This is a genomic window from Streptomyces sp. Isolate_45, assembly GCF_024721315.2.
In the GTDB taxonomy this organism is placed as follows: Bacteria; Actinomycetota; Actinomycetes; order Streptomycetales; family Streptomycetaceae; genus Streptomyces.
In genome coordinates, this window is the sequence record NZ_JANFAK020000027.1 from 1 (window position 1) to 24829 (window position 24829).

Sequence of the window (24829 nt, forward strand, 5' to 3'; positions counted from 1 at the left end):
GCCATGCCGCCGTACGTGTCGATGATGATCTTCCGGCCGGTGAGGCCGGCATCGCCCATCGGGCCACCGATCTCGAAGCGACCGGTCGGGTTCACCAGCAGCCGGTAGCCCTCGGTGTCCAGCTTGATGCCGTCCTCGACGAGCTGCGCCAGCACGTGCTCGACGACGAACTCGCGGATGTCGGGAGCGAGGAGCGAGTCCAGGTCGATGTCCGCGGCGTGCTGCGAGGACACGACGACGGTGTCGAGGCGCACGGCCTTGTCCCCGTCGTACTCGATGGTGACCTGGGTCTTGCCGTCGGGGCGCAGGTACGGGATGGTCCCGTTCTTGCGGACCTCGGACAGGCGGCGGGAGAGCTTGTGCGCGATGTGGATCGGCAGCGGCATCAGCTCGGGGGTCTCGTCGCAGGCGTAGCCGAACATCAGGCCCTGGTCGCCGGCGCCCTGCTTGTCGAGCTCGTCCTCATCGCCCTCGACGCGCTTCTCGTAGGCGGTGTCGACGCCCTGCGCGATGTCCGGGGACTGCGCGCCGATGGACACCGAGACGCCGCAGGAGGCGCCGTCGAAGCCCTTCTTCGAGGAGTCGTAGCCGATTTCGAGGATCTTCTCGCGGACGAGCTGGGCGATCGGCGCGTACGCCTTGGTCGTCACCTCGCCCGCGATGTGCACGAGACCGGTCGTGATGAGAGTCTCCACGGCCACACGCGAGGTGGGGTCCTCGGTGAGGAGCGCGTCGAGGATCGTGTCGCTGATCTGGTCAGCGATCTTGTCGGGGTGACCCTCGGTCACGGACTCCGAGGTGAACAAGCGACGGGACACAACGCTCCCTGGGGTTGCAGCGGCTGCTGGCTGATCATTTGGCGGAACCACATCGGGGGCTGCGCCCGATCACGTTCCTGGTGCAGTTTATCGGTCGCCACCGTTTGCCGGACCACCCGTCTCGCCTTATGGGAGCCATGTGACCTGCGGCACTCCATTCTGACGCACGCGGTGGCCCGCGGAAAGGGCGACGCTCAGGCAGGTCGGGGAGCCCGCGCGGGCGCGAGCCGGGGAGCGACCTGGTCCCAGATCATTTCGGCCAGGGCTTCCTTCGGACCGTGGGGAACCGGCGTCTCGGTGCCGTCGGAGGCGAGGATGACGGCCTCGTTCTCCTCCGAACCGAAGGTCTTGGTCTCCCCCACCTCGTTGACCACGAGGAGGTCACAGCCCTTGCGGCGGAGCTTCGCGCGGCCGTTGGCGAGGACGTCGTCGGTCTCGGCGGCGAAGCCGACGACGATCTGTCCGGCCGTCGCCCGCTCGGCGGAGATCTCCGCGAGCACGTCGGGATTGCGCACGAGGGCCACCGGCTCGGGCTCCCGCCCGTCCTGCTTCTTGATCTTCCCGTCCGCGTACCGGGCGGGCCGGAAGTCGGCGACGGCCGCCGCCATCACCACGGCGTCGGCGTCGGCGGCCGCCTCGAGCACCGCCTCGCGCAGTTGGAGGGCCGTGCCCACGCGCACGACGTCCGCGCCGGCCGGGTCGGGGAGGGCCGTGTTGGCGGCGATCAGGGTGACCCGGGCGCCACGGGCGACGGCGGTGCGGGCGAGGGCGTAGCCCTGCTTGCCGGAGGACCGGTTGCCGAGGAAGCGGACGGGGTCCAGGGGTTCGCGCGTCCCGCCGGCGCTGATCACGACGTGCCGTCCGGCGAGGTCCGGCTCGGTGACGCCCCGCGCCAGGACCGTGCGGCAGACCTCGAAGATCCCCTCGGGGTCGGGCAGCCGCCCCTTGCCCGTGTCCTTGCCCGTGAGCCGGCCGACGGCGGGCTCGATGACGAGGGCCCCGCGACGGCGCAGCGTGGCGACGTTGTCCTGGGTGGCGGGGTGCTCCCACATCTCGGTGTGCATCGCGGGTGCGAAGACGACCGGACAGCGGGCCGTGAGCAGCGTGTTCGTGAGGAGGTCGTCGGCCAGCCCGTGCGCGGCCTTGGCCAACATGTCGGCGGTGGCCGGGGCGACCACGACGAGGTCGGCGGACTGGCCGATGCGCACGTGGGGCACCTCGTGGACCGTCTCCCAGACCTGCGTGGAGGCCGGGTTCCCGGACAGCGCGGCCCAGGTCGCCTCGCCGACGAAGTTCAGGGACGCCGCCGTGGGCACCACCCGTACGTCGTGTCCGGACTCGGTCAGCCGGCGCAGCAGTTCGCAGGCCTTGTAGGCGGCGATCCCGCCGCTGACCCCCAGCACGACCTTCGGCTTACCCACCACGCACTCCCCTTCAGGATCGATCTGTCGGTGACACCCGTCAGACCCGTCGGACCTATGACACACCACAGGCCCGGCAGATGTTCTGCCGGGCCTGTGGTGAAGGAATCTCGGTGCCTTACTGAGCCGGGGCCTCGATGGCCTCGGAGGTCAGCAGACCCGCGTTGATCTCGCGCAGCGCGATCGAAAGCGGCTTCTCGTGGACGTGGGTGTCCACCAGCGGGCCGACGTACTCCAGCAGGCCCTCGCCGAGCTGGGAGTAGTACGCGTTGATCTGACGCGCGCGCTTGGCCGCGTAGATCACGAGGCTGTACTTCGAGTCCGTGGCCTCGAGCAGCTCGTCGATCGGCGGGTTGATGATGCCCTCGGGCGCAGTGATGGAAGAGGACACGCTCTACCTTCCGAAGATGGGTGAATGATCGAAACGATCAAGTATTGACCGCGATCACATGGTGGATCACATGCTTGGCCGCATGGTGGATCCGATGTTGATCGACTGTTGACCGACTGCTGATCGACATGAAATCGATCAACGATCGATGGATCAACGATCAGACGACATTCATCAAGGCTAGCAGCTCGCGCGCCACGTCCTCGACGGAGGTGTTGACCAGGGTGGTGTCGAACTCGGATTCGGCAGCGAGTTCGATCTTGGCGGTCGCGAGGCGACGCTCGATGACCTCCGCGGACTCGGTACCGCGGCCGGTGAGCCGGCGGACCAGTTCGTCCCAGCTCGGAGGGGCCAGGAAGACCAGCTGGGCGTCGGGCTTGGACTCGCGAACGAGCCGGGCGCCCTGGAGGTCGATCTCCAGCAGTACGGGCTCGCCGTTGTCCAGGCGTTCCAGCACCGCGCCGCGCGGTGTGCCGTAGCGGTTGCCCGCGAACTCGGCCCACTCCAGCAGCTCGCCGTTGGCGATCAGCTTGTCGAACTCGTCGTCGTTGACGAAGAAGTAGTGGACTCCGTGTCGCTCACCGGGCCGCGGCTTGCGGGTGGTGGCCGACACCGAGAGCCATACCTCGGGGTGGACTGTGCGCATATGCGCGACGACCGTGCTCTTGCCGACCCCCGAGGGGCCGGAGAGCACGGTCAGCCGCGGACGAACCTCTGCTGCCATAGAGCGATTATCCAGGTTCTCGGGACTGCCTGAGAACGCCGGGAGAACTTCGGGCAACGCCTCAGGCGTTGCTACCGCCGAACTCGCGCTCCAGAGAGGCGATCTGGTTGGAACCGAGACCTCGGACACGCCGGGACTCGGAGATGCCGAGGCGCTCCATGAGCTGCTTGGCGCGGACCTTGCCGACGCCGGGCAGCGACTCCAGAAGGGCGGAGACCTTCATCTTGCCGATGACGTCGTTCTCCTGACCCATCTTGATGACGTCATGGAGAGTGGCGCCGGAGTGCTTGAGTCGATTCTTCACCTCGGCCCGCTCCCGGCGAGCCGCGGCGGCCTTTTCGAGCGCTGCTGCGCGCTGTTCAGGGGTAAGGGGCGGAAGAGCCACGCCTACGTCACCTCGGATGTCGAACTGTCGGATACGGACCGGCACGGAGCACTTGGGCACCACGCCGGGCGAGCCCCCGAACAGCGACAAAAATCGTTCGCTGCTCGTTCACTCTGGTCGGAGACTAGCGGCCAAGGCCGCTCCAGTCAGCGAGAACGGACGAAAAGTCCTGGTCAGCCTCCACTGAACCGTACATCACGGACAAAGTACCCCGGTTTTGTCCGGGGAAAGACGTTCGAATTTCGTCAAGCCGTGCCACGGACCCGGTCGGCGGCGCCGGCGGAGCACTCGATTCCGCGCCCCCGGGACGGCCGTACGTGACCTTGCCCACCCGGGAACGACGACGGGGCCGGCCGCGGCAAAAGCGGTCCGGCCCCATCGGTGCCGGGGTACTCCCGGCGCGCTACCCGGCGACGGCCGCGCGGACCTCGTCGGCGAAGCCCTTCGCCGCGGCGCGCAGCGCCGCCGCGTCCGGGCCGTGCTTCAGAACGCCCCGCGACACGTTCGGGACGACGTTGCCGACGGCCCGGCCGAAGACGGCCGGGAGGTCGGCGGCCGTCGCGCCCTGGGCGCCGATGCCCGGGGCCAGCAGCGGGCCGTTGATGTCGAGGTCGAAGGAGGACAGGTCGCCGAGGGTGGCGCCGACCACCGCGCCGAAGGAGCCCATCGGCTCGGCTCCGGCGTTCTCCGCCGCCAGGTGGGCCAGCATCGTCGCGCCGATGGTGCGGCCGTCCTCGCGCAGTGCCCGCTGGACCTCGGCGCCCTCGGGGTTCGAGGTGAGGGCGAGCACGAACAGGCCCGCGCCCGACTCGCGCGCCAGGTCCACGGCCGGCTTCAGGGAGCCGTAACCGAGGTACGGGGAGACCGTCAGCGCGTCCGAGAACAGCGGCGAGGACGGGTCCAGGAAGGCGGCGGCGTAGGCGGCCATCGTCGAGCCGATGTCGCCGCGCTTCGCGTCCATCACGACGAGGGTCCCGGCAGCGCGCGCGTCCGCGACGGTCCTCTCCAGCACCGCGACGCCGCGCGAGCCGAAGCGCTCGAAGAAGGCGGCCTGCGGCTTGAAGACGGCGACCTCCTCCGCCAGGGCCTCCACGACGGTGCGGGAGAACCGCTCCAGGCCCGCGATGTCGTCGTCCAGCCCCCAGGAGGCCAGCAGGGCGGCGTGCGGGTCGATGCCGACGCACAGCGGGCCCCGCGCGTCCATGGCGGCGCGCAGACGGGTTCCGAAGGGGATCACAGGGGTCTCGGGGCTCACAGCGCGGCCTTTCGGGTCTCGGCGCCCACGGCCTCGGCCAGGGTCGCGTACGGGCTGTTGGCCAGGCGGGCGGCCAGGCCCTTGTGGATGGCGCGGGCGTAGAAGGGGCCCTCGTAGATGAAGGCGCTGTAACCCTGGATCAGGGTGGCGCCCGCGAGGATGCGCTGCCAGGCGTCCTCGGCGTTCTCGATGCCCCCCACGCCCACCAGGACGATCCGGTCGCCCACCCGGGAGTACAGGCGCCGCAGGACCTCCAGGGAGCGCTCCTTGACCGGCGCCCCGGACAGCCCGCCGGTCTCCTTCACCAGGGACGGGGAGGACTTCAGGCCCAGCCCCTCGCGGGCGATGGTGGTGTTCGTGGCGATGATGCCGTCCAGGCCGAGCTCCAGGGCGAGGTCGGCGACGGCGTCGACGTCCTCGTCCGCCAGGTCCGGAGCGATCTTGACCAGCAGCGGGACGCGCCGGTCGGTGACCGCCCGGTCCGCGGCCTCGCGGACGGCCGTGAGCAGCGGGCGCAGCGACTCCGTCGCCTGGAGGTTGCGCAGACCCGGGGTGTTCGGCGAGGAGACGTTGACGACGAGGTAGTCCGCGTGGCGGGCCAGGCGCTCGGTGGAGAGCACGTAGTCGGCGGCGGCCTCGGCCTCCGGGACGACCTTGGTCTTGCCGATGTTGACGCCGACGACGGTCCGGAAGACCGGGTTGCGGGCCGCGAGGCGGGCGGCGACCGCCTCGGATCCCTCGTTGTTGAAGCCCATGCGGTTGATCAGGGCGCGGTCGGCGACGAGGCGGAAGAGCCGCTTCTTGGGGTTGCCGGGCTGGGCCTGACCGGTGACCGTGCCGATCTCGACGTGGTCGAAGCCGAGCATGGACATCCCGTCGATCGCGACGGCGTTCTTGTCGAAGCCGGCGGCGAGCCCGAAGGGGCCGTGCATCCGCAGGCCGAGGGCCTCGGTGCGCAGCTCCTCGTAGCGGGGTGCGAGCGCGGCCGCGACGAAGGTGCGCAGCACGGGGGTGCGCGCGGCGAGGCGGATCCAGCGGAAGGCCGCGTAGTGGGCCTGCTCCGGGTCCATCCGCTTGAAGACCAGGTTGAAGAAGAGCTTGTACATCGTCGTGAAGATCCCTCTGCGCTCATGGAAAGGGGGACACCCGTCGTGAAACCGGTGTCCCCCCTCCCGTGTCCGGGCTGTACGGGTGTTAGTCGCGGGCCGCGGTCAGGCGCTCCGCGTGCTCCTGGAGGGAGCGGACGCCCACGTCGCCGCGGTTGAGCGCGTCGATGCCCTGGACGGCCGCGGCGAGTGCCTGGACCGTCGTCAGGCACGGGACGCTGCGCGCCACGGCCGCCGTGCGGATCTCGTAGCCGTCGAGGCGGCCGCCGGTGCCGTACGGGGTGTTGACGATCAGGTCGACCTGGCCGTCGTGGATCAGCTGGACGATGTTCTTCTCGCCGTCGGGGCCCTCGCCCTCGCTGAGCTTGCGCACGACGGTGGCGTTGATGCCGTTGCGGCGCAGGACCTCGGCCGTGCCGGAGGTGGCCATCAGCTCGAAGCCGTGGGCGACGAGCTCGCGCGCCGGGAAGATCATCGTGCGCTTGTCGCGGTTGGCGACGGAGATGAAGGCGCGGCCCTTGGTGGGCAGCGGGCCGTAGGCCCCGGCCTGCGACTTGGCGTACGCCGTGCCGAAGACCGAGTCGATGCCCATGACCTCGCCGGTGGAGCGCATCTCCGGGCCGAGGACCGTGTCGACGCCGCGGCCGTGGATGTCGCGGAAGCGCGACCACGGCATGACGGCCTCCTTGACGGAGATCGGCGCGTCGAGCGGCAGGGTGCCGCCGTCGCCGTTCCTGGGCAGCATGCCCTCTTCGCGCAGTTCGGCGATGGTGGTGCCGAGCGCGATTCGGGCGGCGGCCTTCGCGAGGGGGACGGCGGTCGCCTTCGAGGTGAAGGGGACGGTCCGGGAGGCGCGGGGGTTGGCCTCCAGGACGTAGAGGATGTCACCGGCCATCGCGAACTGGATGTTGATCAGGCCGCGGACGCCGACGCCCTTGGCGATCGCCTCGGTGGAGGTGCGCAGGCGCTTGATGTCGTGCCCGCCGAGGGTGATCGGGGGCAGGGCGCAGGCCGAGTCGCCGGAGTGGATGCCGGCTTCCTCGATGTGCTCCATGACGCCGCCGAGGTAGAGCTCGGTGCCGTCGTAGAGGGCGTCGACGTCGATCTCGATGGCGTCGTCGAGGAACCGGTCGACCAGCACGGGGCGGGTCGGGGAGATCTCGGTGGACTCGGCGATGTACGACTCCAGCCGGGTCTCGTCGTAGACGATCTCCATGCCGCGGCCGCCGAGCACGTACGAGGGACGGACCAGGACCGGGTAGCCGATCTCGTCGGCGATGGCCTTGGCACCCGCGAAGGTGGTGGCGGTGCCGTGCTTGGGGGCCGGCAGGCCGGCGTCGGCGAGGACCTGGCCGAAGGCGCCGCGGTCCTCGGCGGCGTGGATGGCCTCCGGGGAGGTGCCGACGACGGGGACGCCGTTGTCCTTGAGCGCCTGGGCGAGACCGAGGGGGGTCTGGCCGCCGAGCTGGACGATGACGCCGGCGATGGGACCGGCCAGCGACTCGGCGTGGACGATCTCCAGCACGTCTTCGAGCGTGAGCGGCTCGAAGTAGAGGCGGTCGGAGGTGTCGTAGTCCGTCGAGACGGTCTCGGGGTTGCAGTTGACCATCACGGTCTCGTAGCCGGCGTCGCTGAGCGCGAAGGAGGCGTGGACGCAGGAGTAGTCGAACTCGATGCCCTGGCCGATGCGGTTCGGGCCGGAGCCCAGGATGATCACCGCGGGCTTGGTGCGCGGGGCGACCTCGGACTCCTCGTCGTAGGACGAGTAGAAGTACGGGGTCTTCGCGGCGAACTCGGCGGCGCAGGTGTCGACCGTCTTGTAGACGGGGCGGACGCCCAGCGCGTGGCGGACCTCGCGGACGACGTCCTCGCGCAGGCCGCGGATCTCCGCGATCTGGTGGTCGGAGAAGCCGTGGCGCTTGGCCTCGGCGAGCAGCTCCGGCTGGAGCTTCTCGGCGGCGGCCAGGTCGTCCGCGATCTCCTTGATGAGGAAGAGCTGGTCGACGAACCAGGGGTCGATCTTCGTGTACTCGAAGACCTCTTCCTGGGTGGCGCCGGCGCGGATGGCCTGCATGACGGTGTTGATGCGGCCGTCGGTGGGGCGGACCGCGGTGGCGAGGAGCTCTTCCTTGTCGCCGGTGGGGCCGACGAAGGTGAACTGCGAGCCCTTCTTCTCCAGGGAGCGCAGGGCCTTCTGCAGGGCCTCGGTGAAGTTGCGGCCGATGGCCATGGCCTCGCCCACCGACTTCATGGTGGTGGTGAGGGTGGCGTCGGCGAGCGGGAACTTCTCGAAGGCGAAGCGCGGGGCCTTGACGACGACGTAGTCGAGGGACGGCTCGAAGGAGGCCGGCGTCTTCTCGGTGATGTCGTTGGGGACCTCGTCGAGCGTGTAGCCGATGGCCAGCTTGGCCGCGATCTTGGCGATCGGGAAGCCGGTGGCCTTCGACGCGAGCGCCGAGGAGCGCGAGACGCGGGGGTTCATCTCGATGACGATGACGCGGCCGTCGGTCGGGTCGATCGCGAACTGGATGTTGCAGCCGCCGGTGTCGACGCCGACCTCGCGGATGATCGCGATGCCGATGTCGCGCAGCCGCTGGTACTCGCGGTCGGTGAGCGTCATCGCCGGGGCGACGGTGATGGAGTCGCCGGTGTGGACGCCCATCGGGTCGAAGTTCTCGATGGAACAGACGACGACGACGTTGTCCTTGGTGTCGCGCATCAGCTCCAGCTCGTACTCCTTCCAGCCGAGGATGGACTCCTCCAGGAGCACCTCGGTGGTCGGGGAGAGCGTGAGGCCCTGGCCGGCGATGCGACGCAGCTCGTCCTCGTCGTGGGCGAAGCCGGAGCCGGCGCCGCCCATGGTGAAGGAGGGGCGGACGACGACGGGGTAGCCGCCGAGGGTGTCGACGCCCTTGATGACGTCGTCCATCGTGTGGCAGATGACCGAGCGGGCGGACTCGCCGTAGCCGATCTTGGCCTTGACGGCCTCGACGACGCCCTTGAAGAGGTCGCGGTCCTCGCCCTTGTTGATGGCCTCGACGTTGGCGCCGATCAGCTCGACGCCGTACTTCTCCAGCACGCCCTGCTCGTGCATGGAGATCGCGGTGTTGAGCGCGGTCTGGCCGCCGAGGGTGGGCAGGAGCGCGTCGGGGCGCTCCTTGGCGATGATCTTCTCGACGAACTCGGGGGTGATCGGCTCGACGTACGTGGCGTCGGCGATCTCCGGGTCGGTCATGATCGTCGCCGGGTTGGAGTTCACCAGGATGACCCGCAGGCCCTCGGCCTTGAGGATGCGGCAGGCCTGGGTGCCGGAGTAGTCGAACTCGGCGGCCTGGCCGATGACGATCGGGCCGGAGCCGATGACCAGGACGGACTGGATATCGGTGCGCTTAGGCACGCTCGGCCTCCATCAGGGATACGAAACGGTCGAAGAGGTACGCGGCGTCGTGCGGGCCGGCGGCCGCCTCGGGGTGGTACTGGACGGAGAAGGCCGGCTGGTCGAGCAGCTGGAGGCCTTCGACGACCTGGTCGTTCAGGCAGACGTGGGAGACCTCGGCGCGGCCGTAGGGGGTCTCGGACACCTTGTCGAGGGGCGCGTCGACGGCGAAGCCGTGGTTGTGCGCGGTGATCTCGACCTTGCCGGTGGTGCGGTCCTGGACCGGCTGGTTGATGCCGCGGTGGCCGTACTTCAGCTTGTAGGTGCCGAAGCCGAGCGCGCGGCCCAGGATCTGGTTGCCGAAGCAGATGCCGAACAGCGGGGTCCTGCGGGCGAGGACGCCCTGCATGACCGCGACGGGTCCGTCGGCGGTGGCCGGGTCGCCCGGGCCGTTGGAGAAGAACACGCCGTCCGGGTTGACCGCGTACACGTCCTCGACGGTGGCGGTGGCGGGCAGCACGTGGACCTCGATGCCGCGCTCGGCCATCCGGTGCGGGGTCATGCCCTTGATGCCGAGGTCGACCGCGGCCACGGTGAACTTCTTCTCGCCGATGGCGGGGACGACGTACGTCTCCTTGGTGGCGACCTCGGCGGAGAGGTTGGCGCCCTTCATCTGCGGGGCTTCCTTGACGCGGGCCAGCAGCGTCTCGTCGCGCACGCCCGTCCAGGCGTCGCCGGAGAAGATGCCGACGCGCATGGCGCCGCGCTCGCGCAGGTGGCGGGTCAGGGCGCGGGTGTCGATGCCGGAGATGCCGACGACGCCCTGCTTGACGAGCTCCTCGTCCAGCGAGCGCTGCGAGCGCCAGTTGGAGGGGACGCGGGCGGGGTCGCGCACGACGTACCCGGCGACCCAGATCCGGGAGGACTCGGGGTCCTCGTCGTTGACGCCGGTGTTGCCCACGTGCGGGGCGGTCATCACGACGACCTGCCGGTGGTACGACGGGTCGGTGAGGGTCTCCTGGTAGCCGGTCATCCCGGTGGAGAACACGGCCTCGCCGAAGGTCTCCCCCACAGCGCCGTAGGCGCGGCCGCGGAAGATGCGACCGTCCTCCAGGACGAGTACGGCGGGAGCTTTGGCTGCTCCCCTGGTGGAGGTCGTCATCGTTCGGCGCCTTCCGTCGTGATGGATGAGTTCTGTGTTACCAGCGTGTCGATGCTTCGAACCCAGGCGGCGTGTTCGGCCGCGCGGTCGGAGCGGAATCCGGAGTCGATCAGCTTGTCGCCGTGCGCCCATGTGACGACGAGCAGACCGCCCTCGGTGAGTACCTTGCCCGCGATTCCCTTGTCGAGGCGGGCGCCGCGCAGCTGCGCGGCCGGTACGAAGAAGTCGGTGGCACCCGGTCGAACCACGTCGAGGCCCGCGTCGGTGAGCGTGAGCTCGACCCGGCTGCGGACGCCCAGACCGTGGGCGACGATCCGGTCCAGCCACTGCCCGGCGGTGGTCGAACCGTGGTACCGGCCGGTCAGCGCCAGCCGGTGCTCGGGGAGTCCGTCGGGTGCGACGGGCAGCTCCGGCAGATCGCTCTGCAGTGCGCCGCGCCATTTCCAGCCCTGCCGCATCAGCCAGTACACGAACGCGATGAAGACGAGCAGACCGACCACCCACGCGATGCGGGCGCCCCAGTCCGTCACCTCCGCCGACTGTCGCTCGGCAGCCTCTGCGGCCAGTTGGATTACTGCAGGTGTCACGCCAGTTTCCCGTCCACGACCGTTGCCCGGCCCCGCAGGAAGGTATGAGTGACGCGCCCCGGCAGCTCACGGCCCTCGTAAGGCGTGTTGCGGCTGCGGGAGGCGAAGTGTGCGGGGTCCACGACACCACGGTACGAGGTATCGACCAAGGTCAGGTTCGCGGGTTCACCTGCCGAGACGGGTCGGCCGTGGTTGTCCAGGCTTCCGATGCGCGCCGGAGCGAAGGACATGCGCTCCGCGACGCCCGCCCAGTCGAGCAGTCCGGTCTCGACCATCGTCTGCTGGACGACGGACAGCGCGGTCTCCAGGCCGACCATGCCCATGGCGGCGGCGGCCCACTCGCAGTCCTTGTCCTCGTGCGGGTGCGGGGCGTGGTCGGTGGCGACGATGTCGATCGTGCCGTCGGCGAGCGCCTCGCGCAGGGCCAGCACGTCGCGCTCGGTGCGCAGCGGCGGGTTGACCTTGTAGACCGCGTTGTACGAACGGACCAGCTCGTCGGTGAGGAGCAGGTGGTGCGGGGTGACCTCGGCGGTGACGTCGATGCCGCGGGACTTGGCCCAGCGGACGATCTCGACGGAGCCGGCGGTGGAGAGGTGGCAGATGTGCACGCGGGAACCGACGTGCTCGGCGAGGAGGACGTCGCGGGCGATGATCGACTCCTCGGCCACGGCCGGCCAGCCGCCGAGGCCGAGCTCGGCCGAGACGATGCCCTCGTTCATCTGGGCGCCCTCGGTGAGGCGGGGCTCCTGGGCGTGCTGGGCGACGACGCCGCCGAAGGCCTTCACGTACTCCAGGGCGCGGCGCATGATCACGGCGTCGTCGACGCACTTGCCGTCGTCGGAGAAGACGGTGACGCGGGCGGCGGAGTCGTGCATGGCGCCCAGCTCGGAGAGCTGCTTGCCCTCCAGGCCGACGGTGACGGCGCCGATGGGCTGCACGTCGCAGTAGCCGGACTCCTTGCCCAGGCGCCACACCTGCTCGACGACGCCGGCGGTGTCGGCGACCGGGAAGGTGTTCGCCATGGCGAACACGGCGGTGAAGCCGCCGGAGGCCGCGGCGCGGGTGCCGGTGAGGACGGTCTCGGAGTCCTCGCGGCCGGGCTCGCGCAGGTGGGTGTGCAGGTCGACGAGGCCGGGGAGGAGGACCTGCCCCGCGGCCTCGATGACGGTCGCGCCCTCGGCGGACAGGCCGGTACCGACCTCGGCGATGGTCTCGCCGTCGATCAGGACGTCCTGCGCCTCGCCACCGAGTACCTTCGCGCCACGGATAAGGATCTTGCTCATGATTACTTGCTCTCCTCGGTACGCGCGGCGGTGGTGGTGACTGCGGGCTCGGAGCCTCCGAGCAGCAGGTACAGGACGGCCATCCGGGTGGATACGCCGTTGGCGACCTGCTCGACGGCCGTGCAGCGGTCGGAGTCGGCGACCTGGGCGGTGATCTCCATGCCGCGGTTCATCGGGCCGGGGTGCATGACGATGGCGTGCTCGGGCATCCGGGCCATCCGCTCGCCGTCGAGCCCGTACCGGCGGGAGTACTCGCGCTCGGTCGGGAAGAAGGCGGCGTTCATGCGTTCTCGCTGCACACGCAGCATCATGACCGCGTCGGACTTCGGCAGCACCTCGTCGAGGTTGTACGAGACCTCGCAGGGCCAGCTCTCGACACCGATCGGCACCAGCGTGGGCGGGGCCACCACGGTCACCTCGGCGCCCAGCGTGTGGAGCAGCAGGACGTTGGAGCGGGCGACCCGGCTGTGCAGGACGTCGCCCACGATGGTGATCCGGCGACCGGAGAGGTCCTTGCCGAGCCCGGCGTCCCGGCCGACGAGGCGGCGGCGCATGGTGAAGGCGTCCAGCAGGGCCTGGGTGGGGTGCTCGTGGGTGCCGTCGCCGGCGTTGACCACGGCGGAGTCGATCCAGCCGGAGGTAGCGAGCCGGTAGGGGGCACCGGAGGCGTGGTGGCGGATGACGACCGCGTCCGCGCCCATGGCCTCCAGGGTCAGCGCCGTGTCCTTCAGGGATTCGCCCTTGGAAACGGAGGAACCCTTGGCGGAGAAGTTGATGACGTCGGCGGACAGCCGCTTGGCGGCGGCCTCGAACGAGATCCGGGTGCGGGTCGAGTCCTCGAAGAAGAGGTTGACGACCGTGAGGCCGCGCAGGGTGGGCAGCTTCTTGATCGGCCGGTCCGCGACGCGGGCCATCTCCTCGGCGGTGTCGAGGATCAGGACCGCGTCGTCGCGGGTGAGGTCGGCGGCCGAGATGAGGTGGCGCTTCATCTGGATGGCTCCGTAGGTCGGGAGGGCGGGCGGGCTTGCGGGCACGCCGGGGTGCGGGCAGGACGGGTCGCGGCACGGACCCGCTGCCGCGGGACCCGGACCGGTACGCGCTACTGCTGTACGGCTGCCTGGGAGGTCCGCTGGCCGAGCAGTACGGCGTCTCGGCCGTCCTCCTCCTGGAGCTGGACCTTGACGGTCTCCCGCAGCGACGTGGGGAGGTTCTTGCCGACGTAGTCGGCGCGGATGGGCAGCTCGCGGTGGCCGCGGTCGACGAGGACCGCGAGCTGCACGGCGCGCGGGCGGCCGATCGCGCCGAGGGCGTCGAGGGCGGCGCGGATGGTGCGGCCGGAGAAGAGCACGTCGTCGACGAGGATCACGAGGCGGCCGTCGATGTCGTCGCCGGGGATCTCCGTGCGGCCGATCGCCCGGGCGGGCTTCAGGCGCAGGTCGTCGCGGTACATGGTGATGTCGAGGGAGCCGACCGGGATCTTCGAACCGGTGATCTCTTCGAGCTTCTCGGCCAACCGGCGGGCGAGGAAGACACCGCGGGTCGGAATGCCGAGGAGGACCACGTCGTCGGCGCCCTTGGCGCGTTCGACGATCTCGTGGGCGATGCGCGTCAGGACCCGGGCGATGTCCTGGGCCTCCAGGACGGGGCGCATCGGGTTCTGGTCGGGCGGGGAAAGCTGGGTGTCCATGAAAAGGACCTCCTTCTCCGCCTCACGGGACGGACCTTAAAGGACGTCTGATGTACGTCGTCCACCGTAGCAGGGGGATGCGCGGGGCCCCGCACCGGGCACGGTCCGAACCCCTCGCCCGAGGGCGCCGCCGAGCATTCGGCTTGACGCATCCACGTAACGCTGCGTAACCTCACAGTGAGTTACCAGCCGCGCGGCGGAGCCGCACGTTGTCCAATGTCGTCACAGCGTCACAGCGTCCGGGAGCGTTATGTCCAGCGAATACGCCAAACAGCTCGGGGCCAAGCTCCGGGCCATCCGCACCCAGCAGGGCCTTTCCCTCCACGGTGTCGAGGAGAAGTCCCAGGGCCGGTGGAAGGCCGTGGTGGTCGGTTCCTACGAGCGCGGGGACCGCGCCGTGACCGTCCAGCGTCTTGCCGAACTGGCGGACTTCTACGGGGTGCCGGTGCAGGAGCTGCTTCCGGGTACGACCCCCGGCGGAGCCGCCGAGCCGCCGCCGAAGCTGCGCCTCGACCTGGAGCGCCTTGCGGGCGTGCCCGCCGAGAAGGCCGGCCCGCTCCAGCGTTACGCCGCCACCATCCAGAGCCAGCGCGGCGACTACAACGGCAAGGTCCTGTCGATCCGCCAGGACGACCTGCGCACCCTGGCCGTCATCTACGACCAGTCGCCCTCGGTCCTGACCGAACAGCTGATCAGCTGGGGCGTGCTGGACGCCGACGCGCGGCGCGCGGTGGCACACGAGGACATCTAGTCCCTCGGGGCCGTCCCGGCCCAGCAGAAACGTTTACCGGTGGGTGCCGGGTCCCGAACGGGGCCCGGCACCCACCGGTTTTTTCACGTCCGCGTCCGACGGCGGTCACGCCGCACGACCACGACCACGACCACGACCACGACAAACGGAAGGGCCCGCAGCGCGTTCGCTGCGGGCCCTTCCGTGAGCGCGGTGCCGCGCCTCAGCTCTCGCTGCGGCGCAGGTTCGGCTTGAGGTCCTTGAAGCGGCCGAGGAGCCCGTTCACGAACGACGGCGAGTCGTCCGTGGAGAACTCCTTGGCGAGCTGGACGGCCTCGTCGATGGCCACGGCGTCCGGGGTCTCGTCGACCCAGATCAGCTCGTAGGCGCCCAGCCGGAGGATGTTCCGGTCGACGACCGGCATGCGGTCGAGCTCCCAGTCCACGGCATAGGTGACGATCAGATCGTCGATCCGGTTCACCTTGTCGGCGTAACCCTCGACGAGGTCCATCGTGAAGGCGGTGACCGGCGGCTGCCGGTCGTCCGACCGCGCGTGGCGGATCCAGTCCGCGAGGACCTCGCGCACGGGAACACCGCGCTGGTCGGCCTCGAAGAGGATCTGGAAAGCGCGCTTGCGCGCGTTGCTCCGGGCAGCCACGGTTAGCTGTTCACCCGGCCGAGGTAGGAGCTCGTGCGGGTGTCGACCTTGATCTTCTCGCCGGTGGTGACGAAGAGCGGGACCTGGATCTCGTGACCGGTCTCCAGCTTGGCGGGCTTGGTGCCGCCGGTGGAGCGGTCGCCCTGGACGCCCGGGTCGGTGTGCTCGATGACGAGCTCGACGGCGGCCGGCAGCTCGACGTAGAGCACCTCGCCCTCGTGCTGTGCGACGGAGGCGGTGAAGCCCTCGATCAGGAAGTTGGCGGCGTCGCCGACGGCCTTCTTGTCGACCATGAGCTGGTCGAAGGTGCTCATGTCCATGAAGACGAAGTACTCGCCGTCCATGTACGAGAACTGCATGTCACGGCGGTCGATGGTGGCCGTCTCGACCTTCGTGCCGGCGTTGAAGGTCTTGTCGACGACCTTGCCGGAGAGCACGTGCTTGAGCTTGGTGCGCACGAAGGCCGGGCCCTTGCCGGGCTTGACGTGCTGGAACTCGACGACGGACCAGAGCTGGTCACCGTCGAGCTTGAGCACCATGCCGTTCTTGAGGTCGTTCGTGGAAGCCACGGTTGCGGAATCTCCTGCACTGGAAGACCAAGGGTGCGCACCCACGGCCCGGCAACGCGGGCTAGAGCGCGAGCAGCTCCTTGGTCGTAATGGTGAGTAGCTCGGGACCGCCGTCCGCCTCGGGGCGCACGACGAGCGTGTCATCGATCCGGACACCTCCCCGGCCCGGGAGGTGAACCCCCGGTTCGACGGTGACCGGCACGCAAGCGTCCAGTTTACCCATTGCCGTAGGTGCAAGCTGCGGGTCCTCGTCGATTTCGAGACCGACCCCGTGTCCCATCCACCCGGCGAGGGCCTCGCCGTGCCCCGCGGAGTCCAGTACGGAGCGCGCCGCGCGGTCGACGTCGCGGTACGCGGCACCGGGCAGCAGGGCCTCCCGGCCGGCCCGCTGGGCGGCGAATACGAGGTCGTAGAGCTCGATCTGCCAGTCGGCCGGGGTGGTGCCGATCACGAAGGTACGGCCGATCTCACAGCGGTAGCCGCGGTAGTTCGCGCCCAGGCAGACGGAAAGGAAGTCACCCTCCTCCACCCTCCGGTCGGACGGCCGGTGCCGGGAGCGCCCGGAGTGCGGGCCGGTGCCGACGGAGGTCGGGAAGGCGGGGCCGTCGGCGCCGTGGTCGACGAGGCGGCGTTCCAGCTCCAGGGCGAGGTGGCGTTCGGTACGGCCGACGAGGATGGACTCCAGGAGCTCTCCGAGGGCCTGGTCGGCGATCTCAGCGGCGATCCGCAGGCAGGCGATCTCGTCCTCGTCCTTGACGAGGCGCTGCTGTTCCACGGCCGACCCGAGGTCGGCGAGGCGCAGCCGGGGCGCGACGGAGTGCAGGGCGCGGTGCCTGCCGACGGTCAGGTGGTGCTCCTCGACGGCGAGGGACTCGGCCCGCACGGACGCCGCCATGTCCGCGGCCGCCACCGCCGGGTCCGCCCCGGGGCTCGGCAGTACGGACAGCCGCAGCTGTTCGTCCAGGCGCCCCTCGTCCGCTTCGCCGGAGGGCGCGCCCGCGCAGAACATCACGTCCTCGGCCGGTCCGACCAGCAGGACGGCGTCCAAGGGGGACGCCCCGGCGAGGTAGCGGACGTTCGCCGGACGCGTGATCAGGGCGGCGGAGTTGCCCGCCGCTGCGCAGCGGTCGCGGAGCAGGCCCCTGCGGGCCGCGTACACGTCTGACATGTCTTCGAGCGTACGAGCGCACCGGCCATCCGGCCCGGCGAGCGCGTCCGCACGGGGCCGGGGACGGCGTCCCCCGGTCCCCGTGGCGTGCCGGTGCGGCGGCCGCGTTCCGGCCGGGCTACCAGCTTCCGGGGGTCGCCAGGGCCCGTGCGAGGGCCTCGTCGAGGGCGCGGGCGGTGCCCTCGACGTCGAGGTGGGAGTTGTCGATGATCGGGAGGCCGGACCCGTACCAGCCGGCCATCCGGCCGTGGATGCGGGCGACCTCCTCGTCGGAGAGCCTGCGGTTGCCCGAGCGGGCGGCGTTGCGGTCCAGGACGATCTCCAGGCCCGGCAGCAGCACCACGGGCAACAGCCCGGGGCCCACGTGCCGTTTCCAGCCGCCCAGCCCGACGACCGGACGGTCGGGGAAGACGGCGTCGTCGAGGATGCAGGAGATGCCGTTGGCCAGGAAGTTGCGGGCGGCGAACCCGCAGGTGCGGCGGGCGAGGCGGTACTGGGCCTCGGAGTGCTCGTTCCAACCGGTCTGCGGGTCCGCGAAGCCCGAGCAGACCCATTCGCGGACGTCGTCGAGGCTGATGTGCGCGGTCGGCACCGGGCGGGTACCCGCCCAGTGCCGGGCCACGGTGGTCTTGCCCGCGCCCGCCGGGCCTATGAGCAGCACCGCGAGGGTGGCCCCGCCGGTGCCGGGCGGGGGCGGCCCTGCCGGCGCCGGCACGGCCGGGGGCAGCGGGACGTGTCCCGTGGCGTCGGGCACCGGGGTCACCGGCCAGCCCTGCGCAGGGGGTATCGGCGGCTGCGGGGGCGCCGCCGGGTGTTGTCCCGGCGGGCCCCAGCCCCCCACTCCGTGCTGCATCCGCGCCACTCCGTCTCGTTCAGGCGACTGATGCGAGAACGTTATCTCAGGCCGTGACCTCTTCCGCCAGCGCACGGAGCGCCAGCCGGTACGAGCCCAGCCCGAAGCCCGCCACGGTACCCGTCGCCACGGCCGCGATGACCGAGGTGTGACGGAACTCCTCCCGGGCGTACGGGTTGGAGATGTGCACCTCGATGAGCGGCGCGGTCCGCTGGGCCGCGGCGTCGCGCATGGCGTACGAGTAGTGCGTGAAGGCGCCCGGGTTGATCACGACCGGGATCTTGCCGTCCGCCGCCTCGTGCAGCCAACGGACGAGCTCGCCCTCGTCGTTGGTCTCGCGGACCTCCACGTCGAAGCCGAGCTCCGCACCCAGGGTGCGGCAGCTCTCGACGAGTCCGGCGTACGAGGTGGCCCCGTACACGTCGGGTTCGCGGGACCCGAGCCGGCCCAGGTTCGGGCCGTTCAGGACGAGGACCCGCCGGCTCACGCCGCGACCTCGCCGAAGGCGGCGAACAGCACGGCCGGGTCGGGGCCCTCCAGGACGGTCGGCTTGCCGAGCCCGTCGAGGACGATGAAGCGCAGCAGGTCGCCGCGGGACTTCTTGTCGAGCTTCATCGTCTCCAGCAGCTTGGGCCACTGGTCGCCGCGGTAGGTCAGCGGCAGCCCGACGGAGGCGAGGACCGCCTTGTGCCGGTCGGCCGTCGCGTCGTCGAGGCGGCCGGCGAGCCGGCCGAGCTCGGCGGCGAAGACCATGCCGACGGAGACGGCGGCGCCGTGGCGCCACTTGTAGCGCTCGTTCTTCTCGATGGCGTGCGCGAGGGTGTGGCCGTAGTTGAGGATCTCCCGCAGCCCGGCTTCCTTGAGATCGCTGGAGACCACGTCCGCCTTGACCTGGATGGAGCGGACGATCAGCTCGGCGGTGTGCGGGCCGGCGGGCGTACGGGCCGCCTGCGGGTCCTCCTCGATCAGGTCGAGGATCACCGGGTCGGTGATGAAACCGGCCTTGATGATCTCGGCGAGGCCGCTGACGTAGTCGTTGACCGGCAGCGAGTCCAGCGCCGCCAGGTCGCAGAGCACGCCGGCCGGCGGGTGGAACGAGCCGACGAGGTTCTTGCCCTCGGCCGTGTTGATGCCGGTCTTGCCGCCGACGGCCGCGTCGACCATCGCCAGGACGGTGGTCGGAACCGCGATCCAGCGCACCCCGCGCAGCCAGGTGGCCGCGACGAAGCCCGCGAGGTCGGTGGTGGCGCCGCCGCCCACGCCGACGATGACGTCGGTACGGGTGAAGCCGGACTGTCCGAGCGCCTTCCAGCAGTAGGCGGCGACCTCGACGGTCTTGGCCTCCTCGGCGTTCGGCACCTGGATGGCGACGGCCTCGTAGCCCTGCGCCGCCAGGTCGTCCCGCAGCGCCTCACCGGTCGAGGCCAGTGCCTCGGGGTGGATCACCGCGACCCGCTGTGCCTTCGTACCGATCAGGCTGCCCAGCTCGCCGAGCAGCTGCCGGCCGACCAGCACGTCGTACGCGTCGTGCCCGGCGCTCGCGCCGACGTTGATCCGCGTCACCTGGTCTGTCATACGTCCTTCAACTCCAGAGCGTCGAGGACCGCCTGGGCGACCTCTTCGGGGGTGCGGTCGTCGGTGGCCACCACGACGCGCGCGACTTCGGTGTACAGGGGGCGCCGGGCCTCCATCAACTCGCGCCACTGGCGGCGCGGGTTGACGGCGAGCAGCGGTCGTGCGGCGCCGAGGCCGACGCGGCGCACGGCCTCCTCGACGTCCATCGACAGGTAGACGACGGGCAGGCCGGCGAGCAGGCCGCGCGTGCCCTCGTCGAGGACGGCTCCGCCGCCGAGGGCGAGGACTCCCTTGTGCTCGGCGACGGCGGCCGCGACGGCCCGCCGTTCCAGCGCGCGGAAGTACGGCTCGCCCTCGTCGACGAACAGGTCGGAGATCTCCCGGCCCTGGGCGGCGACGATGTCGGCGTCCGTGTCCCGGTAGGGGACGCCCAGCCGTTCGGCGAGCAGGCCCCCCACCGTGGACTTGCCGGACCCCATGGGGCCGACGAGGACGACCAGTGGTCCGCCCGTCACCGGATCTGCAGGTTGTCGAGGTACGAGCGGACGTTGCGACGGGTCTCGGGGACCGAGTCGCCGCCGAACTTCTCGACGACGGCGTCGGCGAGGACCAGGGCGACCATGGCCTCGGCGACGATGCCCGCCGCCGGGACGGCACAGACGTCGGAGCGCTGGTGGTGGGCCACCGTCGCCTCACCGGTCGCGATGTCCACGGTGGCCAGCGCGCGCGGCACGGTCGCGATGGGCTTCATCGCGGCCCGGACGCGCAGCAGTTCACCGGTGGTCAGACCGCCCTCGGTGCCGCCGGCACGGCCGGAGGTCCGCTTGAGGCCCTCGGGGGTGGAGACGATCTCGTCGTGGGCCTTCGAGCCGGGCACCCGGGCCAGGTCGAAGCCGTCGCCGACCTCGACGCCCTTGATGGCCTGGATGCCCATGAGGGCGGCCGCGAGGCGCGCGTCGAGGCGACGGTCCCAGTGGACGTGCGAGCCGAGGCCGACGGGCACGCCGTAGGCGAGGACCTCGACGACACCGCCGAGGGTGTCGCCGTCCTTGTGGGCCTGGTCGATCTCGGCGACCATCGCCTTGCTGGCGTCGGCGTCGAGGCAGCGCACCGGGTCCGCGTCGAGCTTGTCGACGTCGGCGGGGGTCGGGTAGACCCCGTACGGGGCCTTGGCCGCGGCCAGTTCCACCACGTGGGAGACGATCTCGATGCCCGCGACCTCCTTGATGAAGGAGCGGGCGACGGCGCCGAGGGCGACGCGGGCGGCGGTCTCACGGGCGCTGGCGCGCTCCAGGATCGGCCGGGCCTCGTCGAAGCCGTACTTCTGCATGCCCGCGAGGTCGGCGTGGCCGGGGCGCGGGCGGGTGAGCGGCGCGTTGCGGCCGGTCTCCTTGAGCAGCGACGGGTCGACCGGGTCGGCCGACATCACGGTCTCCCACTTGGGCCACTCGGTGTTGCCGATCATGACCGCGATCGGGGAGCCCTGGGACAGGCCGTGGCGGACGCCGCCGAGGAAGGTGATCTCGTCCTGCTCGAACTTCATCCGGGCACCGCGGCCATAGCCGAGCCGGCGCCGGGCCAGGTGGTCGGCCACCAGCTCGGTGGTGACCGGGACGCCGGCGGGAAGACCCTCCAGCGTCGCGACCAGTGCCGGTCCGTGCGACTCTCCTGCGGTCAGCCAACGCAACCTGCTCAACGATGCTCCTCATGCTCGCGCCTGGCACAGCGATGGCGCGATCGGGTGCGCGGCCCTGACCCGCCTTACCCGATCCTCCCATGTCCGGAGCGATGTACCGGGCCCCGGTCCAGCTATCGGACGGCTCGTCCATCAGGTGGGCCGTCGGCCGGCCGCGGCCGGGTGCCGGGTCGGGCCCGATCCGTCGGGCCCGATCCGTCGGCCCGGCCTAACGCTCGGCGAGGGCCCGCTCCCCCGCGGCGCGCATGGCCGCGAGCGGTCCGGGGCGGCCGGTCATCGCCCCGACCTGGAGCACCGCCTGGTGGACCAACAGGTCCAGGCCGCCGACGACCTCGCCGCCGCGCCCCGACCAGGCCGCCGCCAGGGCGGTCGGCCAGGGGTCGTAGAGGACGTCGAAGAGCGTCCCGGCGCCCTCGGGAACGGCCGCGGCCAGGGAGTCCGTCGTACCGGCCGGGGTGGTCGCGATGACCAGCGGCGCGGCGAGTGCCTCGGCCGCGTCCGACCAGTCGGCGGTGCGGACGGCCACGCCGAGCCGATCGCCCCACCGGCGCATCTCCTCGGCGCGGGAGCGCGAGCGGACGTACGCGGTGACCTCGCCGGTGCAGATCCGGGAGAGGGCGGCCAGCGCCGAGGAGGCGGTGGCGCCCGCCCCGAGGACGGCCGCGGCGGGCACCTTCTCGACGCCCCGCTCGTGCAGGGCCGCGACGATGCCGGGGATGTCGGTGTTGTCGCCGAGGCGGCGGCCGTCCTCGGTCATGACGACCGTGTTGACAGCCTCCACCGAGGCCGCGGTGTCGCTGACGCCGTCGAGGAGCGGGATGATCGCCCGCTTGAGCGGCATCGTCAGCGACAGCCCGGCCCACTCGGGGCCGAGGCCGCCCACGAACTCCGGGAGGGCGGCCTCGTCGATCTCGAAGCGGTCGTACGACCAGTCGTCGAGGCCGAGCTCCCGGTAGGCGGCGCGGTGCAGCACCGGTGAGAGGGAGTGCTCGATGGGCGAACCCAACACCGCGGCCCGTATCCGTGACATGTCGTGCCTATCCGCCGTTCTTCTGGTTCTGCCGCGCGAGGAACTCGTCCACCAGCTTCTGGTGCTCCTCGTAGGTCTTGGTGAAGGTCGTCGTCTTGCTGTCGACCGACACGAAGAACATCCAACCACCCTGGTCCGGGTTGAGCGTGGCGGTCAGCGCTTCCTCGCCGGGGTTCCCGATCGGACCGGGGGGCAGGCCCTTGACGAAGTGCGTGTTGTAGGGGTTGTCGAGCGCCCTGGCTTCCTTGATGTTGAAGTTCAGGTGGCTGGTGCGCTTGATGTAGTTGTAGGTCGAGTCGAACTCGATCTTCTGGTTGGTGACGTCGTTCGTCTTCTTCAAGCGGTTGTAGACGACCTCGGACATCTTCCGGAAGTCCTCGTGGTGCTTGCCCTCGGCGTTGACGAGGCTGGCGACCGTGATCACCTGGAGCGGGTTCTCCAGGCCGAGTTCCTTGGCCTTGCCCTCGACGCCCAGCTCGGTGTACTTGTCGGACGCGTTCTTGACCATCTGCCGCAGGATCGTCTCCGGCGTGCTGTCCTTGCCGATGTCGTAGCGCGCTGGGAAGAGGAAGCCCTCCAGCGGGTCGATGAGCTTGGGGTTGTTGCCGGCCCAGGCGGGCAGGCCGAGGTTCTTTGCGTCGCGCTTGGCGATCTCCTCGGTGGTGCCGGCCTGCTTGCCGAGGCGTTTGTCGATCAGCTCGTAGACCTCGTAGGTCCGCTTGCCCTCCGGCACGGTGAGCACGTTCAGCTTGCTCGGGTCCAGCATCACGGTGACCGCGGCGGACGCCGACATCTTCTTCTTCAGCGGGTAGACGCCCGGCTGGATCGCCTTGCCCTTGGCACCGGCCGCGGCCGTGAACGCGTCGACGCTCGCGACGATGCCGCTCTTCTTCAGGATGTTGCCGATCTGGGCGACGGTGGAGCCCTGGGGGATCTCGACGTCGATCGTCTCGCCACTGCCCTCGCCCGCGAAGTCGGCGGCCGTGGCGAACCTCTCCTTGATGTAGGAGTAGCCGTAGTAGCCGCCACCGCCGACCACGCCGACGATGACGAGGGCCGCGATCAGGCAGGCGGTACCGCTGCGCTTCTTTTCCTTCTTCTTGCCGCCGCCCTTGCGGTCGCCCCGGCGGCCGCGCGGCTCGTCCTCGTCGCCACCGCCGCCCGCGGCGAGCAGCTCGGACTCCAGCTCCTCCTCCGGCTCGTCGACCGGATCGGGCTCCAGGTGCCGCCGACCCGGCGGCTGCGGCGGCGGGTAGGCGTCCTCGGTGGTGTACAGGTCGGGTGCCTCACCGGGGTAGCCGGCGACGGCCTGCTGCGCGTACGGGTCCGCCCCCGCGTAGGGGTCGGCCTGCACGGCCGCCACGTACTGGCCCTGGCCGGTGTCCCAGCCCTGGGAGTCGTACACCGGCTGCTGGGACTGGGGCTGCGCCTGCGGCTGGGCACCGGGGTGCTGCGGGGCGTAGCCCTGCTGCTGGTCGACGTACTGCGGGTACGGGGCGGCGTACTGCTGCTGGTACTGCGGGTCCTGGTACTGCGGGTCCGGGTACTGCTGCGGACCCCCCTGGTACTGCGGTACCTGCTCCGGGTACTGGTACTGGGGTACCTGCTCCTGGTACTGCGGCGCCTGCTGCTGCGGTGCGCCGCCGTACGGCACCTGACCCTGCTGGGTCTGGTGCGCGGTCCACCCCTGGTCCCCGTAGAGAGGATCCTCGGGATGCCACGGTTCGGAGCCGCCGCCCCGGCCATACTCAGTCATCGGTCCCCTAGAGCCGCGAGACGAAGGCCACGGCCTTTCGTCGGCCGCGACACCCGGTTCCGCCTCTTTAGTGGTGGCGACGGCTGTTCGAATGCCGTCTCATTTCGCGGAACGTTACCGTATCGCGATCAGACAACCACTTCGACGCACTCACCGGGCGGATTACCTGATACCCGTTCGGTCTCAAGGGCGTTCTGCAGGATCACCACGGCGGCCGCCTGGTCGATGACCGAACGGCCTTTCTTGGCGTTCCTGCCGGAGGCCCGCAGCCCCTGGGCGGCGGTGACCGTGGTCATCCGCTCGTCCACCAGTCGGACCGCCACCGGTTTGATGCCCTTGGCCAGTTCGTTCGCGAAGACGCGCACCTTGGCCGCGGCCGGACCCTCCCGCCCGCTGAGCGAGCGGGGAAGGCCGACGACGACCTCCAGCGGCTCGTACTCCGCGACGAGCTGCCGCAGCCGCCGGTGGGCGGCCGGAACGTCCCGGCCCGGGACGGTTTCCACCGGTGTGGCCAGGACCCCGTCGGGGTCGCAGGAGGCGACCCCGATCCGGGCGTCCCCGACGTCTACGGCCAGTCGGCGGCCGCGGCGCAGCGTCAT

At 70.6% G+C, this 24829-nt stretch carries 25 protein-coding genes; 1 reads left to right on the top strand and 24 read right to left on the bottom strand.

Features of this window, described 5'->3' with window-relative positions; translation table 11 throughout:
* The 13 genes from metK to pyrR all read right to left on the bottom strand — a co-directional run.
* Positions 1–818 (bottom strand): methionine adenosyltransferase (metK, locus tag NOD94_RS11665; protein ID WP_281205767.1); only part of this gene is annotated, 818 nt, incomplete at its 3' end.
* A gap of 194 nt (positions 819–1012) precedes the next feature.
* Positions 1013–2239 (bottom strand): bifunctional phosphopantothenoylcysteine decarboxylase/phosphopantothenate--cysteine ligase CoaBC, encoded by a 1227-nt coding sequence (gene coaBC, locus NOD94_RS11670; protein ID WP_281205827.1) that lies wholly within the window; start codon positions 2237–2239, stop codon positions 1013–1015.
* A 118-nt stretch (positions 2240–2357) separates the two neighbouring features.
* Positions 2358–2630 carry a DNA-directed RNA polymerase subunit omega gene (rpoZ, locus tag NOD94_RS11675; RefSeq protein WP_004948662.1) on the bottom strand — a complete coding sequence of 91 codons (273 nt, stop codon included), beginning with the start codon at positions 2628–2630 and terminating at the stop codon, positions 2358–2360.
* A 160-nt stretch (positions 2631–2790) separates the two neighbouring features.
* Positions 2791–3354 (bottom strand): guanylate kinase, encoded by a 564-nt coding sequence (gene gmk / locus NOD94_RS11680; RefSeq protein WP_281205768.1) that lies wholly within the window; start codon positions 3352–3354, stop codon positions 2791–2793.
* Between the two features lie 61 nt (positions 3355–3415).
* A complete protein-coding gene (gene mihF, locus NOD94_RS11685) occupies positions 3416–3739 on the bottom strand; it encodes an integration host factor, actinobacterial type (RefSeq protein ID WP_281205769.1) in 324 nt (107 codons plus the stop codon).
* A 403-nt stretch (positions 3740–4142) separates the two neighbouring features.
* Positions 4143–4994 (bottom strand): orotidine-5'-phosphate decarboxylase, encoded by an 852-nt coding sequence (gene pyrF, locus NOD94_RS11690; protein ID WP_281205770.1) that lies wholly within the window; start codon positions 4992–4994, stop codon positions 4143–4145.
* Positions 4991–6100 (bottom strand): quinone-dependent dihydroorotate dehydrogenase, encoded by a 1110-nt coding sequence (locus NOD94_RS11695; RefSeq protein WP_281205771.1) that lies wholly within the window; start codon positions 6098–6100, stop codon positions 4991–4993. Before NOD94_RS11695 ends, pyrF begins: the two co-directional genes overlap by 4 nt.
* An 88-nt stretch (positions 6101–6188) precedes the next feature.
* Positions 6189–9497, bottom strand: coding sequence for a carbamoyl-phosphate synthase large subunit (gene carB / locus NOD94_RS11700; protein ID WP_281205772.1), 3309 nt, complete (start codon positions 9495–9497; stop codon positions 6189–6191).
* On the bottom strand, positions 9490–10638 hold the full coding sequence (gene carA / locus NOD94_RS11705; RefSeq protein ID WP_281205773.1) for a glutamine-hydrolyzing carbamoyl-phosphate synthase small subunit: 1149 nt from the start codon (positions 10636–10638) through the stop codon (positions 9490–9492). The genes carB and carA overlap by 8 nt, the downstream gene beginning before the upstream one ends.
* Positions 10635–11225, bottom strand: a complete 591-nt coding sequence (locus NOD94_RS11710; protein WP_281205774.1) for a hypothetical protein — start codon at positions 11223–11225, stop codon at positions 10635–10637. The genes carA and NOD94_RS11710 overlap by 4 nt, the downstream gene beginning before the upstream one ends.
* On the bottom strand, positions 11222–12508 hold the full coding sequence (locus NOD94_RS11715) for a dihydroorotase (protein ID WP_281205775.1): 1287 nt from the start codon (positions 12506–12508) through the stop codon (positions 11222–11224). The genes NOD94_RS11710 and NOD94_RS11715 overlap by 4 nt, the downstream gene beginning before the upstream one ends.
* Before the next feature lie 2 nt (positions 12509–12510).
* Positions 12511–13497 (bottom strand): aspartate carbamoyltransferase catalytic subunit, encoded by a 987-nt coding sequence (locus NOD94_RS11720; protein WP_281205776.1) that lies wholly within the window; start codon positions 13495–13497, stop codon positions 12511–12513.
* 110 nt (positions 13498–13607) lie between these two features.
* The gene (pyrR, locus tag NOD94_RS11725) at positions 13608–14195 is read right to left on the bottom strand and encodes a bifunctional pyr operon transcriptional regulator/uracil phosphoribosyltransferase PyrR (RefSeq protein ID WP_281205777.1); all 588 of its coding nucleotides are present in this window, start codon (positions 14193–14195) and stop codon (positions 13608–13610) included.
* A 250-nt stretch (positions 14196–14445) separates the two neighbouring features.
* On the opposite strand from pyrR, the gene bldD reads away from it, so the two are divergent.
* Positions 14446–14946 (top strand): transcriptional regulator BldD, encoded by a 501-nt coding sequence (bldD, locus tag NOD94_RS11730; RefSeq protein WP_007263032.1) that lies wholly within the window; start codon positions 14446–14448, stop codon positions 14944–14946.
* Positions 14947–15148: 202 nt separating this feature from the next.
* On the opposite strand, the gene nusB is transcribed toward bldD, so the two are convergent.
* The 11 genes from nusB to ruvX all read right to left on the bottom strand — a co-directional run bounded on the left by nusB (position 15149) and on the right by ruvX (position 24829).
* A complete protein-coding gene (gene nusB, locus NOD94_RS11735; protein WP_281205778.1) occupies positions 15149–15583 on the bottom strand; it encodes a transcription antitermination factor NusB in 435 nt (144 codons plus the stop codon).
* Positions 15584–15585: 2 nt separating this feature from the next.
* Entirely contained in the window at positions 15586–16152 is a 567-nt protein-coding gene (gene efp, locus NOD94_RS11740) for an elongation factor P (protein WP_281205779.1), read from the bottom strand.
* A 61-nt stretch (positions 16153–16213) separates the two neighbouring features.
* Positions 16214–17320 carry an aminopeptidase P family protein gene (locus NOD94_RS11745; protein ID WP_281205780.1) on the bottom strand — a complete coding sequence of 369 codons (1107 nt, stop codon included), beginning with the start codon at positions 17318–17320 and terminating at the stop codon, positions 16214–16216.
* A 118-nt stretch (positions 17321–17438) separates the two neighbouring features.
* Positions 17439–18173, bottom strand: a complete 735-nt coding sequence (locus NOD94_RS11750; RefSeq protein WP_281205781.1) for an AAA family ATPase — start codon at positions 18171–18173, stop codon at positions 17439–17441.
* A gap of 46 nt (positions 18174–18219) precedes the next feature.
* On the bottom strand, positions 18220–18660 hold the full coding sequence (gene aroQ, locus NOD94_RS11755; RefSeq protein WP_281205782.1) for a type II 3-dehydroquinate dehydratase: 441 nt from the start codon (positions 18658–18660) through the stop codon (positions 18220–18222).
* Entirely contained in the window at positions 18657–19748 is a 1092-nt protein-coding gene (gene aroB / locus NOD94_RS11760; RefSeq protein WP_281205783.1) for a 3-dehydroquinate synthase, read from the bottom strand. Before aroB ends, aroQ begins: the two co-directional genes overlap by 4 nt.
* On the bottom strand, positions 19745–20263 hold the full coding sequence (locus tag NOD94_RS11765; protein WP_281205784.1) for a shikimate kinase: 519 nt from the start codon (positions 20261–20263) through the stop codon (positions 19745–19747). Before NOD94_RS11765 ends, aroB begins: the two co-directional genes overlap by 4 nt.
* On the bottom strand, positions 20260–21444 hold the full coding sequence (aroC, locus tag NOD94_RS11770) for a chorismate synthase (protein WP_281205785.1): 1185 nt from the start codon (positions 21442–21444) through the stop codon (positions 20260–20262). Before aroC ends, NOD94_RS11765 begins: the two co-directional genes overlap by 4 nt.
* A gap of 208 nt (positions 21445–21652) precedes the next feature.
* A complete protein-coding gene (locus tag NOD94_RS11775; RefSeq protein WP_281205786.1) occupies positions 21653–22474 on the bottom strand; it encodes a shikimate dehydrogenase in 822 nt (273 codons plus the stop codon).
* Between the two features lie 7 nt (positions 22475–22481).
* Complete coding sequence (mltG, locus tag NOD94_RS11780; protein WP_281205787.1) at positions 22482–24230, bottom strand: endolytic transglycosylase MltG; 1749 nt, start codon at positions 24228–24230, stop codon at positions 22482–22484.
* Between the two features lie 128 nt (positions 24231–24358).
* Entirely contained in the window at positions 24359–24829 is a 471-nt protein-coding gene (gene ruvX / locus NOD94_RS11785; RefSeq protein ID WP_281205788.1) for a Holliday junction resolvase RuvX, read from the bottom strand.